This window comes from Proteus mirabilis ATCC 29906 (assembly GCF_000160755.1).
Classification (GTDB): Bacteria; Pseudomonadota; Gammaproteobacteria; order Enterobacterales; family Enterobacteriaceae; genus Proteus; species Proteus mirabilis.
Map to the genome: position 1 here is coordinate 353,452 of NZ_GG668578.1, position 12,717 is coordinate 366,168.

The 12,717-nt window shown below is 40.7% G+C and carries 15 protein-coding genes; 7 read left to right on the forward strand and 8 right to left on the reverse strand.

Annotation, left to right across the window (positions count from 1 at the left end; translation table 11 throughout):
* The first annotated feature begins 1 nt into the window (after position 1).
* From rbsC to HMPREF0693_RS09730, 7 genes are all read left to right on the forward strand, one after another.
* Positions 2-967: a ribose ABC transporter permease gene (gene rbsC / locus HMPREF0693_RS09700; RefSeq protein WP_004245124.1), complete on the forward strand. Its 966-nt coding sequence runs from the start codon at positions 2-4 to the stop codon at positions 965-967.
* A gap of 39 nt (positions 968-1,006) precedes the next feature.
* Positions 1,007-1,897: a ribose ABC transporter substrate-binding protein RbsB gene (gene rbsB / locus HMPREF0693_RS09705; RefSeq protein WP_004245125.1), complete on the forward strand. Its 891-nt coding sequence runs from the start codon at positions 1,007-1,009 to the stop codon at positions 1,895-1,897.
* Positions 1,898-1,974: 77 nt separating this feature from the next.
* Positions 1,975-2,901, forward strand: a complete 927-nt coding sequence (gene rbsK / locus HMPREF0693_RS09710; RefSeq protein ID WP_004245126.1) for a ribokinase — start codon at positions 1,975-1,977, stop codon at positions 2,899-2,901.
* 4 nt (positions 2,902-2,905) lie between these two features.
* The gene (gene rbsR / locus HMPREF0693_RS09715; protein ID WP_012367471.1) at positions 2,906-3,913 is read left to right on the forward strand and encodes a ribose operon transcriptional repressor RbsR; all 1,008 of its coding nucleotides are present in this window, start codon (positions 2,906-2,908) and stop codon (positions 3,911-3,913) included.
* A 115-nt stretch (positions 3,914-4,028) separates the two neighbouring features.
* Positions 4,029-4,271 carry a type II toxin-antitoxin system VapB family antitoxin gene (gene vapB, locus HMPREF0693_RS09720; RefSeq protein ID WP_004245128.1) on the forward strand — a complete coding sequence of 81 codons (243 nt, stop codon included), beginning with the start codon at positions 4,029-4,031 and terminating at the stop codon, positions 4,269-4,271.
* Positions 4,264-4,689 (forward strand): type II toxin-antitoxin system tRNA(fMet)-specific endonuclease VapC, encoded by a 426-nt coding sequence (gene vapC / locus HMPREF0693_RS09725; RefSeq protein ID WP_004245133.1) that lies wholly within the window; start codon positions 4,264-4,266, stop codon positions 4,687-4,689. The genes vapB and vapC overlap by 8 nt, the downstream gene beginning before the upstream one ends.
* Before the next feature lie 427 nt (positions 4,690-5,116).
* Positions 5,117-5,452 (forward strand): zinc ribbon domain-containing protein YjdM, encoded by a 336-nt coding sequence (locus tag HMPREF0693_RS09730; protein ID WP_004245134.1) that lies wholly within the window; start codon positions 5,117-5,119, stop codon positions 5,450-5,452.
* Positions 5,453-5,537: 85 nt separating this feature from the next.
* Here the strand turns inward: HMPREF0693_RS09730 and thiL are convergent, their stop codons facing one another.
* The 8 genes from thiL to yajC form a co-directional block, all read right to left on the reverse strand.
* Positions 5,538-6,518: a thiamine-phosphate kinase gene (gene thiL, locus HMPREF0693_RS09735; RefSeq protein ID WP_004245135.1), complete on the reverse strand. Its 981-nt coding sequence runs from the start codon at positions 6,516-6,518 to the stop codon at positions 5,538-5,540.
* Positions 6,519-6,611: 93 nt separating this feature from the next.
* The gene (nusB, locus tag HMPREF0693_RS09740) at positions 6,612-7,025 is read right to left on the reverse strand and encodes a transcription antitermination factor NusB (RefSeq protein ID WP_004245136.1); all 414 of its coding nucleotides are present in this window, start codon (positions 7,023-7,025) and stop codon (positions 6,612-6,614) included.
* Between the two features lie 28 nt (positions 7,026-7,053).
* On the reverse strand, positions 7,054-7,524 hold the full coding sequence (gene ribH, locus HMPREF0693_RS09745; protein ID WP_004245137.1) for a 6,7-dimethyl-8-ribityllumazine synthase: 471 nt from the start codon (positions 7,522-7,524) through the stop codon (positions 7,054-7,056).
* A gap of 212 nt (positions 7,525-7,736) precedes the next feature.
* The gene (gene ribD, locus HMPREF0693_RS09750; RefSeq protein WP_004245138.1) at positions 7,737-8,894 is read right to left on the reverse strand and encodes a bifunctional diaminohydroxyphosphoribosylaminopyrimidine deaminase/5-amino-6-(5-phosphoribosylamino)uracil reductase RibD; all 1,158 of its coding nucleotides are present in this window, start codon (positions 8,892-8,894) and stop codon (positions 7,737-7,739) included.
* 48 nt (positions 8,895-8,942) lie between these two features.
* Entirely contained in the window at positions 8,943-9,392 is a 450-nt protein-coding gene (gene nrdR, locus HMPREF0693_RS09755) for a transcriptional regulator NrdR (RefSeq protein WP_004245139.1), read from the reverse strand.
* Positions 9,393-9,510: 118 nt separating this feature from the next.
* The gene (gene secF, locus HMPREF0693_RS09760) at positions 9,511-10,479 is read right to left on the reverse strand and encodes a protein translocase subunit SecF (RefSeq protein ID WP_004247209.1); all 969 of its coding nucleotides are present in this window, start codon (positions 10,477-10,479) and stop codon (positions 9,511-9,513) included.
* A 10-nt stretch (positions 10,480-10,489) separates the two neighbouring features.
* Entirely contained in the window at positions 10,490-12,337 is a 1,848-nt protein-coding gene (secD, locus tag HMPREF0693_RS09765; RefSeq protein WP_012367466.1) for a protein translocase subunit SecD, read from the reverse strand.
* Positions 12,338-12,369: 32 nt separating this feature from the next.
* Positions 12,370-12,705 carry a preprotein translocase subunit YajC gene (yajC, locus tag HMPREF0693_RS09770; protein ID WP_004245142.1) on the reverse strand — a complete coding sequence of 112 codons (336 nt, stop codon included), beginning with the start codon at positions 12,703-12,705 and terminating at the stop codon, positions 12,370-12,372.
* Between the last annotated feature and the right edge of the window lie 12 nt (positions 12,706-12,717).

The window sequence follows — 12,717 nt, forward strand, 5'->3', positions numbered from 1 at the left end:
GATGAGTACAAAATCAATACCAGCGTCAAAACGATGGTTCTCTAAGGCTTGGTTATTAGAACAAAAATCACTCATTGCCTTATTGTTGCTTATTGTCGTGGTTTCAACACTCAGCCCGAATTTTTTTACCTTAAATAATATTTTTAACATTCTACAACAAACCTCTGTTAACGCAATTATGGCTGTAGGTATGACATTAGTCATTTTAACCTCTGGTATCGATTTATCGGTAGGTTCATTACTCGCTTTAACCGGTGCTGTTGCTGCTTCTATGGTAGGGGCTGATGTTAATGCGTTAGTGGCTGTTGTCGGTGCTTTAGCATTAGGAGCCGCTATTGGTGGCGTTACAGGTGTCATTATCGCTAAAGGTAAAGTGCAGGCATTTATTGCCACATTAGTGATGATGCTGTTATTGCGTGGTGTCACGCGTGTTTATACTGATGGCAGTCCAATAAATACAGGATTTAGCGATAATGCCGACCTGTTTAGCTGGTTTGGTATTGGACGCCCCTTTGGGATCCCCACCCCTATTTGGCTGATGATGATTGTCTTTTTAAGCGCGTGGTATGTATTGCATCACACACGCTTGGGTCGCTATATCTATGCCCTTGGAGGAAACGAAGCAGCAACCCGTTTATCTGGTATTAGTGTCGATAAAATCAAAATTATTGTTTATGCGCTTTGCGGTTTATTAGCGGCCCTTGCCAGTGTCATTGAAGTTGCTCGTCTTTCTTCCGCCCAACCAATGGCTGGCAATGGTTATGAACTGGATGCTATCGCCGCTGTCGTCTTAGGTGGTACCAGTCTTGCTGGCGGTAAAGGACGCATAATGGGCACACTTATTGGTGCGTTAATTTTAGGCTTTCTCAATAATGCACTCAATTTATTAGGCATATCATCCAATTATCAAATGATAGTCAAAGCTGTTGTCATCTTACTTGCCGTGCTGGTTGATAACAAAAAATAATACGCTTTCTCTTAATCCGAACCCCGACAGGAATATATTATGAAACTAAAAAAAATAGCAACGCTTCTCTCAGTGGTTGCTCTAAGCGCTACCATAAGTGCCAATGCATTAGCAAAAGAGTCTATCGCCCTCGTTATTTCAACGCTCAATAATCCTTTCTTTGTCACCATGAAAGACAGTGCACAAAAAGAGGCGGATAAATTAGGTTATGACTTAGTCGTACTTGATTCAATGGATAATCCAGCCAAAGAATTGGCAAATGTGCAGGACTTAACCGTAAAAGGCACCCGTTTAATGCTCATTAATCCAACGGATTCTGATGCTGTAGGTAATGCCGTGTTAATGGCAAATAAAGCTAAAATTCCTGTAGTAACCCTAGATAGAGTAGCCAATAAAGGTGAGGTTGTTAGCCATGTTGCTTCTGATAACCGCCTAGGAGGAAAAATGGCGGGAGATTATATTGCGGAAAAAGTGGGTAATGATGCCAAAGTGATCCAACTAGAAGGGATCGCCGGAACCTCCGCTTCTCGTGAGCGTGGAGAAGGCTTTAAACAAGCTGTTGATGCTCACAAACTTAATATATTAGCAAGCCAACCTGCTGACTTTGACCGTACTAAAGGCCTTAATGTTATGCAAAATCTATTAACCGCTAATCCTTCAGTGCAAGCGGTATTTGCTCAAAACGATGAAATGGCATTAGGGGCATTGCGTGCATTACAAACAGCAGGTCGTACCGATGTCTTAGTCGTTGGCTTTGATGGCACAAATGATGGCATTAAAGCGGTTAACCGAGGTGTTTTAGGTGCGACTATTGCACAACGCCCCGATCAAATTGGTATTATTGGTATTCAAACCGCTGATAAAATTCTGAAAGGGGAAAAAGTGGCTCCCACTATTCCTGTTGAGCTTGAATTAGTCACTCAAAAATAATCACCCATCTAACCACGTAGTACTTTCGCTGCGTGGTTAGTTTCGTTATAAACTAGGTTTTCAAAGGATAAAAGGCTATGACAACTCCCCGCCTTGCTGTTTTAGGTAGCATCAATGTTGACCATATTATGAATATTGCACAATTTCCCAAGCCCGGAGAAACCGTGATTGGTCATGACTATAAAATAGCATTTGGTGGTAAAGGGGCAAATCAAGCCGTCGCTTGTGGACGTAGTGGTGCCGATATCACGTTTATAGCCTGTGTGGGAGATGATGCTATTGGTCGCGAAATCATCGCTCAATTAAAAACAGATAATATTGATACTGATGCAATTCGTATTATTCCCAAGACACCTACAGGTGTAGCAATGATCCTAGTTAATGAACAAGGCGAAAATGTCATTAGCATTGTTGCCGGAGCAAATAGTGCTCTCACTCCAAGCCATTTGCATCAGTATCGTCATATTATTGAACAAGCAGATGCTTTATTAATGCAATTAGAATCCCCTCTAGACACTGTCTTTGAGGCAGCAAAACAAGCCAAAGCACATCAAACAAAAGTGATTTTAAATCCCGCTCCTGCACAGCCGTTATCTGATGAATTTCTGAGTTTTATTGATATTATTACGCCAAATGAGACAGAAGCCGAAATATTAACCGGTATTTCTGTGCATGATGAAGTGGGTGCAGCTAAAGCGGCTAATATTTTGCACAGTAAAGGCATAAAACACGTTTTAATCACTTTAGGCAGTCGTGGCGTATGGTTTAGTGAACAAGGCACCGGTATGATCATTCCCGGTTTTCGTGTTGAAGCAGTTGATACTATTGCCGCAGGTGATACCTTTAACGGTGCATTTGTTACAGCGATATTAGAAGGTAAATCAGCTCATGATGCGATCCGTTTCGCCCATGCAGCCGCGGCAATTGCAGTGACACGTCATGGCGCGCAATCCTCCGTCCCTTGGCGTGATGAAATTAAGTCATTTTTAGCAGAGCGAGCATAATATTTTGGCAACAATGAAAGATGTCGCCCGTTTAGCGGGTGTTTCAACATCCACCGTTTCCCATGTTATCAATAACAATCGTTATGTGAGTGAAGGTATCCGCGCAAAGGTTAATCATGCAATAGCAACCTTAAATTACGCCCCTTCAGCATTAGCTCGTAGTTTAAAAATGAACTGCACACGTACCATAGGGATGTTAGTTACCGCCAGTAATAACCCCTTTTATGCTGAAGTCGTTCGAGGTGTTGAACGAAGTTGCTATGAACAAGGCTATAGCCTCATTTTATGCAACACCGAAGGCGACTATGAGCGCATGGATACTAGCCTTGAAACCTTGCTACAAAAGCGTGTCGATGGGCTGTTATTAATGTGTACTGAAGCCCGCGCACCATCAAGTGAAGTATTAAATCGTTATCCACGGTTACCCATGGTGATGATGGATTGGTCTCCATTTGAATACAGTAGCGATATTATTCAAGATAACTCCCTATTAGGGGGAGAATTAGCCACGAATTATTTAATTGAAAAAGGTTTTACTGACATCGCCTGTATTGCGGGTCCCCAAGATAAACTTCCCGCTAAACATCGCCTACAAGGCTACTATAATGCGATGCAACAAGCTGGGTTACCCATTCGTAAAGAGCTAGTTTTAACCAGTGATTTTGAGTTTGCAGGTGGCTTTAGTGCAATGCAAACACTGCTCTCACTCCCTATACAACCACAGGCCGTATTTACCTGTAATGATGCAATGGCGGTCGGTGCTTACCAAGCGATTTATCAAAAAGGACTACGTGTACCTGATGATATTTCTATCGTCGGTTATGATGACATCGATTTAGCCTCTTATATGATCCCCCCTTTAACGACTATTCATCAACCCAAAGATGAATTGGGCAAACTTGCTGTAAGCCAATTATTACGTCGTATGGAAGATATTGAAGCACAAGCCAATCTATTAGTGTTAACACCCAAACTGATTGAACGAGGCTCGGTGATAGCTCATAGGAAATAATCTTTTACATTAATAGGTTAATAGGTTGTGTATATATTTCACACAACCTATTTGGTATCCTATAAAAACTGCTATATACTTATGCTATATAGCAGTTTTTATAGGAGCTATTACTATGATCCAGTATGGCAAAGTATTTATGAGCAATAGAACACAAAATGTTCGATTACCCGCTGAGACTCGATTTCCGGATGATGTAAAAGAAGTTTTTGTTCGCGTCAAAGGCAAAGAGAGAATAATCACACCTATACAAAATGCATGGGATAGCTTTTTCTTATCAGAAAAGTCTGTAACAGATGATTTCTTATCTGAAAGGCCTGATCAAGCCACAAGTGAAAGAGAATCCTTTGATGATTAAATACCTATTAGATACAAATATTGTTATATTCACTATTAAACGCAAGCCTGAGTTTTTATTACCAAAATTCAACCAACATGCTGAACAATTAGCTATTTCTACAATTACACTCGCTGAGCTCATTTTTGGTGCTGAAAAAAGTGTAAATCCAGCCAAAAACTTAGCTACGGTTAACGACTTTGTTTCTCGACTGACTGTTTTATCTTACGATGACTTAGCAGCTTTTCATTATGGAGACATTAGAGCAACACTAGAAAAACAGGGAAAACGCATTGGTGATAACGACTTACATATAGCAGCACATGCTAGAAGTAAGGGGCTAATAGTCGTTACCAATAATACTCGAGAATTTGAAAGAGTTGATGGTTTAAGAATTGAGGATTGGACCGTTATTAACTCAGACCCCCAAACTGATTGAACGAGGCCGGTGATAAATTTTATAAAATAACAACAAGAAGATTAACACTATTATTACTGATACTCTCTTTTAAAGAGAGAGTAGTTATTTTATCTAAGTTAACAAAATAAAGCATTATAAAATCAATAAGTTAATTTATATTTTTAAATGATATTATTTCTTATTATTTTGTGTATTACCTTCTATATTTAATCTACTTTTTCTCATCTTTTATCCAATAATCCATGAAAGATGCAAAACTCTATCAGATCTATTATACTCTTATTCTTTCGCATTATCTGTGGCAATACTATTTTTGGTCATTTGGGTCATCATATTAGACTTTTTACGCTGAAACGATAATGTGTCCTTTTGTTTATCGGGCAAGTGTTATCCTCTTTGTGACGATTAATCACTTCCCATTTTGAAAAAATTTGAGAGTATTATTATGTCATTACCTTCTTGTCCTAAATGCAACTCAGAGTATACCTATGAAGATGGGGCAATGTATGTCTGCCCTGAATGTGCCCACGAATGGAACGATGCTGAGCCAACAACTGATAGCGATGAGCTGATTGTTAAAGATGCCCATGGTAATTTATTAGCCGATGGGGATTCAGTGACAGTCATTAAAGATCTAAAAGTAAAAGGTAGCTCAACGCCACTCAAAATTGGTACAAAAGTTAAAGGGATACGTTTAGTGGAAGGCGATCATAATATTGATTGTAAAATTGATGGCTTTGGACAAATGAAATTAAAATCTGAATTTGTGAAGAAAAGCTAATCTTGAATTATCATTAAAATGATTAATAACATTATTTTGATTTCAGAGGCGCTCATTAAGCGCCTTTTGTTTATAGCGATATGATTTATTTATTATCACCAAAGTGATCAAACCCTTTCAGATTAGGGTGCACTTCTTTACCTTCACGTAAATAACGTATACCTTCTGCAATTGGCATAATTTGCCCTATGCAATGAAAGTCAGCGCCCGTATGGGCTAAAGCAATATCTAAAGCCCCACGATTTATTTCAGGCACGGTAAAGCATAGTTCATAGTCTTCGCCACCACTTAATGCCCAAACTTCAGCTTGCTCTTTACTCACCTGTGATTTCATTGCCGCAGAATAAGGCAACGCATCTAAGTTAATACGAGCACCACAACCACTTGCCGTTAAAATATGGTTTAGATCTGAAATAAGACCATCAGAAATATCAATAGCAGCACTTGCTAAAGATCTTAATGCTTGCCCCTGTAAAAGACGAGGCTGCGGACGCAAATGCCTAGTAATAAAATAGTCTCGGCTTTCTGGTTGACTAGGTTGTAATCTATTTTGTAAAACCGCGAGTCCTGCCGCGCTATCACCTAAAAAGCCTGTAACATAAATCCAGTCACCAATTTTTGCCCCTGAGCGTAATAGTGCCATACCTTGAGGAACTAAACCTTGTATTGTGATGGTTAAGCTCAATGGCCCTTTGGTTGTATCCCCACCAATCAATTGAATAGAATAATACTCTGCTAATGCAAATAGAGAGCGACTAAAGGCCTCAAGCCAATCATTATCGACTTTTGGCAATGTTAAAGCTAATGAGGCCCAAGCAGGATCTGCCCCCACCGCGGCTAAATCACTAATATTAACCGCTAATGCTTTATACGCTAAATCTTCAGGGGAAATGGTTGGTAGGAAGTGTATTCCACTGACTAAGGTATCAGTACTAATTGCCACTTGTTGCTTTTCAGGTACAGTCAATATTGCACAGTCATCCCCAATTCCCGTACTCACATCTTTGCGTTTAACTGGCTGAGAAGTGAAATATTGTTTAATGAGGGAGAATTCACCACAAGGCATTATCAATTTCCTATGAAGCAATGCTTATTAAATAAAAGGCCGGAGTAACCGGCCTTGGATTATTAATTTACCATAGAGGAAACGTGAAGAACGTTATTTTTTACGTACAGTTGGTGCAGCTTTATCCAACACGCCATTGACAAATTTATGGCTGTCATCAGCACCAAACACCTTAGCCAATTCAATCGCTTCGTTAATGGCTACTTTATAAGGAACATCTTCACGGAAGCTGAGTTCAAACATAGCTAAACGTAAAATCGCTTTTTCAACTTGGCCTAGCTCTTCCAGTTGACGTGATAAATAAGGCTCCATCGCCTTATCTAAACGTGCTGCATTGATTGCAACACCCACTAAAAGCTCACGGAAATAAGCAATATCTACACCTTGGGTATCCTGCTCGGATAAAAACTCCAATTCCACATCCGCGATGTCATTTCCGGATAATTGCCATGAGTAGATAGCTTGTACAGCACACTCACGAGCACGACGACGAGCAGCAGGTTTCACAAAATTCCCCTTTAGTTAAAACAGATGATTAGCCTTTAATGGCTTTAAGTACATTGATCATTTCAAGTGCTGTCATTGCAGCTTCAGCACCTTTATTGCCCGCTTTAGTACCAGCTCGTTCAATTGCCTGCTCAATGCTTTCAGTGGTTAATACACCAAAAGTCACAGGGATCTCACTTTGCATTGCAACATGAGAAAGGCCAGAGCTGCATTCGCCAGCAACGTATTCAAAATGTGCGGTTCCACCACGGATAACAGTGCCTAACGCGATAACTGCATCATATTTGTCGCTTTCTGCTAATGCTTTTACAGTTAATGGCAACTCATAAGCGCCAGGAACCCAAACGACGGTAATATTTTCTGAGGAAACTTGTCCGATACGCTCAAGTGCATCAACGGCACCTTCTAACAAGCTATCATTAATAAAATTATTAAAACGGGCAATTGCAATCGCCACACGTGCGTTTGGCGCCGCGACAACACCTTTGATTACGTTCATAGGTTACCTTTTTCTCCTATCCGCGGGGCGCGGATTTTATCACATTCTTTCCTTTACTGCGCTCAGTTTTATGATAACACAGCAAAGGAGCCAAAAATCCTTGATAAATCAAGGTAGTTAGTTGGCTGATAACAATGTCGTAACGACAGGGAATAACACACACGGCGCTATTTTACTACAAATAGCGCCATAGACACACATATTTGCATCTATTAATAACGAGGTTTTAAACAAACGCGGATATCAGGGCCGATTTGTTGAAGAGAATCTATTGTAAATTCAGGGGATTCAGATAATGACGACAGTGGTGAAATGGATAATAAACCTCGAGCATCATCGCCTAAAATTTTCGGAGCAATATAAATGATAAGCTCATCAACAAGACCAAGCTCTAATAGTGCGCCAGCAAAATGTGCGCCACTCTCAACCCATATACTATTAATATTGCGTTTACCTAACTGCATCATTAATAACACTAAATCGACACTACTATTTTTGCCATTAGTAGGAAGCAAAATTTCTGAGACATCACCTTGCCAATCTTCTTGCTGAGAGTGAGTCCGAGCAAGCAAGCACTCACCTGCAAGTTGTGTAATTTTATAGTCGGGAGTTACCCTATTTTGGCTATCGGTAATAATGCGAATAGGCTGGCGTAATGACTCTAGTGGATAAATCGCTTTTATCTCATCGGATAATACTTCCCAACGCACATTCATTGCAGGATCATCGGCTAAAACAGTGGCACTCGTTGTTAAAATAGCACTAGCTTGCGCGCGAAAGTTTTGCACATCTTGTCGCGAAGCGTTAGAGGTTATCCATTGACTTTCCCCTGATGCTAATGCCGTTTTACCGTCTAAAGAGGCGGCCAGTTTTAATTGGATATAAGGAAACCCTGTTCTCATACGTTTAAAAAAGCCGATATTCAATTTTTCAGCTTCTTGCATTAATACGCCATGAGAAACATCAATACCTGCAGCGACTAATTTATGTAAACCACGTCCTGCCACTTGAGGATTGGGATCTTGCATTGCAGCAACAACACGTTTTACCCCGGCGTTGATTAAAGCATCAGCACAAGGAGGCGTTTTACCAAAGTGGCTACATGGCTCAAGCGTAACATAGACGGTAGCACCTTTGGCATTTTCACCCGCCATATTTAATGCATTCACTTCGGCATGTGGACCACCTGCATGATGGTGATAACCTTCACCTATAATCTTCCCTTCTTTCACAATCACGCATCCCACATTTGGGTTAGGTGATGTTGTAAAACGTCCTAATGCAGCTAACTCTATCGCTCGACGCATATAGGTTTCATCATTAGCCGGCTCATTGCTCGTAGGATTGTTGCTGTTGTTAATTGTCATCATAGATTTATTATTTATCGTTATTTTCAAATAGTCGTGTGAAGCGAATGATTAATCTTGTAATTTTGCAATTTCTTCGCCAAAATCGCGCACATCTTCAAAACTGCGATAAACCGAAGCAAAACGGATATAAGCAACTTTATCCAGTTTCTTTAGTTGTTCCATAACAAAATTACCGATCTGTTTGGAAGGTATCTCTCTTTCGCCCGTAGCCCTTAATTGTGATTTGATATGATTAATAGCAGCTTCAACATCATCAGAACTCACAGGGCGTTTTTCTAATGCTTTGAGCATTCCTCTACGTAGCTTTTCTTCATCAAAAGGCTCACGGATTTCATCACTTTTCACAACACGAGGCATCACAAGCTCTGCGACTTCAAAGGTAGTAAAGCGCTCATGGCAAACAAGGCATTGACGACGACGGCGCACTTGTGAGCCATCACCAACAAGTCTCGAATCAATTACTTTGGTATCTACGGCTGTGCAAAATGGACAATGCATAGTTATTCCTACTGTTGACAAAACTCCTAAACAGTGTACCTGTTCAGTGAACAAAAAACACCCTGTCAGTCATTAACTGGCAGGGTGTTTGCGATGTTTATGTCAGAAAAACGCTCTATTAAGGTAAGAGTGTTGTCTGATCTGCACCCTCTTTTTCCACTTTTTGAACAATCAGGTGTTCGCGTTTCATGCCCATTTTCAGTGCTAATGCAGAAGCCACATAAATAGATGAAACAGTACCGAATGAAACACCGATTAACATCACTAAAGAGAAGCCTTTAAGCATTGAACCACCAAAGATATAGAGCATCAACACAACTAATAATGTTGTTGCTGATGTCATGATGGTACGGCTTAATGTCTGTGTTAGTGAAACGTTCATGATCTCATAAGAGGTACCACGACGAATTTTACGGAAATTCTCACGAATACGATCTGATACCACGATACTATCATTCAAGGAATAACCGATAACAGACATCAATGACGCGACAATGGTTAAATCAACCTCAATTTGGAAGAGTGATAAAATACCCAAAGTGATCACCACGTCATGGGCAAGTGAAATAACAGCCCCTAATGCTAGACGCCACTCAAAACGGAATCCAACATAGATCAGAATACAGATAAGTGCAGAAAGTAACGCCATTGCCCCTGTTTGAGCCAATTCACTCCCGACACTTGGCCCAACAAATTCAATACGTTTGACTGTTGCATCATTATCAATTTCAACATTGATAATATCGATGACTTTCTTACCTAATTCTTGACCAGCCTGTCCTTCAACAGGAGGCATACGCACCATAATATCGCGGCTGCTACCAAAGTTTTGTAACAGAGGATCTTTATAGCCGGCGGCTGCCAAGCTATCACGCATTTTATCTAGATCGGCCGGTTGACTGAGATTGATCTCAATAACCGTTCCTCCAGTAAAATCTAATCCCCAGTTAAATCCTTTCACGGAAATGATAGCAATAGATGCTACCAAAAGCAGAAACGAAATAGTAAAGGCGACGTTGTCCCAACGCATAAAGTCAATGACTTTACGACCATGGTTTAATTGTTCAACAGTATAATCCTGTGCCACAACGTGCTCCTTAAATAGACAGTTTCTTGATGCGTTTACCGCCATACAGCAGGTTTACAATCGCACGTGTACCCACAATAGCGGTAAACATGGATGTCGCAACCCCGATAGCAGTTGTGATAGCAAACCCTTTAATGGAGCCAGTACCGACTGCATAAAGGATCACGGCAGTAATTAACGTGGTTAAGTTCGCATCAATAATACTGGAGAAGGCACCTTTATAACCTTCATGGATAGCTTGTTGTACTGAGCGACCATTACGTAACTCTTCTTTAATACGCTCGTTGATCAGTACGTTAGCATCGACCGCAACCGCAAGGGTTAAGACAATACCCGCAATACCAGGCATGGTTAACGTTGCACCGGGTAATAATGACATGACCCCCACAATTAACACCAAGTTTGCTAATAGCGCCGTACTCGCGATCACACCAAATTTACGATAATAAATAATCATAAAGGCAACAGAGGCTATCAGACCCCATAAACAAGCTTCTAAACCTTGAGTTATGTTCTGAAGACCTAATGTTGGCCCAATGGTTCTCTCTTCAACGATTTGAATAGGTGCAATCAATGCCCCAGCACGTAATAACAGAGATAATTGACGTGCTTCATTCGCATTAGAGATACCAGTAATGCGGAAGTTATTACCTAAACGGGTTTGAATATTAGCCACATTAATAACTTCTTCATTTTTTACCAAAATTGCGCGATCGTTTTCATCACGTTTACCGCTGTCTTTATACTCTACAAAAAGAGTAGCCATCGGTTTACCGACGTTATCTTTGGTAAAGTTAGACATAATAGAGCCACCAGCACTATCAAGTGAAATACTTACTTGAGGCTGGCCGTACTCATCGGCTTGTGACGTTGAATCGGTAATATGGTCACCCGTCAATACAACACGTTTATAAAGAATGGTTGGTCTACCATCTCGAGTGTATTTCACTTCTGAGTCACCCGGGATGCGTCCTGTTTCTAAGGCGGAAGGATCAACATTAGTATTCACTAAACGGAATTCTAATGTTGCTGTTGCACCTAGGATTTCTTTCGCACGAGCCGTATCTTGAATACCCGGTAATTCAACAACAATGCGGTCAGCACCTTGGCGTTGAACTAATGGCTCAGCAACCCCTAATTGGTTGACACGGTTACGTAGGATGGTGATATTTTGTTGTACCGCATAAGTACGCGCATCACGTAAACGCTCGTCGGTAAAAATAGCTTTTAACGAGTTATTATCCCCATTTCTAAAAATGAGATCTTGGTTACGACGCGCAAGATAATCTGATGCTTTAGAACGGTCATCAGCGTTGCGGAAACGGATTTCAACACCATAATTATCCGTTTTGCGGATAGAAGAATATGGAATGCCTTCGTCACGTAATAAAGTACGTAAACTATCAACATTTTGTTCTTGAAGTTTACCTAACGCGGTTTCCATATCAACTTCCATTAAGAAGTGAACACCACCACGTAAGTCTAACCCTAATTTCATCGGCTCACCGCCAATGGCTTCTAACCATTTTGGCGTAGCTGGTGCAAGGTTAAGTGCAACAACGAACTTGTCACCTAACGCAGGTAACAACGCTTCACGGGCACGTAACTGAATGTCAGGGTTACTGAAACGAGCCAAAATCGCACCATTTTCAAGGGCGATTGATTTCGCTTCAATTTTTTCTTTATCTAATAAAGATCGAACTTGATCCAGTGTTTGCTCATTGGCGGCGGTTCCCCGCGCGCCAGTGATTTGAACAGCCGGATCCTCACCATATAGGTTAGGAAGTGCGTAAAGCAGACCGATGAGGATAGCGAATATCAACATCAGATACTTCCACAAAGGATAACGGTTTAGCACGGCAGTTCCCTTTTCCCTTTGGGGAAATCAAATTAAATAGCTTTCATTGTGCCTTTTGGTAATACAGCGGCAACAAAGTCACGTTTGATAGTTACTTCAGTTGTTTCATTCAGAGCAACAACGATATAGCCGTTATCTGAAACTTTAACAACGCGGCCGATTAAACCACCAGTAGTTAACACTTCATCACCTTTACCGATAGATTCCATCAGTTTACGGTGTTCTTTAGTACGTTTTTGCTGAGGACGTAGGATCATAAAATAGAAAATTAAAATAAAGATCACTAACATCGGTAAAATAGACATAAAGCTTGCTTCAGGTGCTGCTTGTCCAGCAGAAGCAACAGCATCAGAAATGAAAAAACTCATTCACTTTTTCCT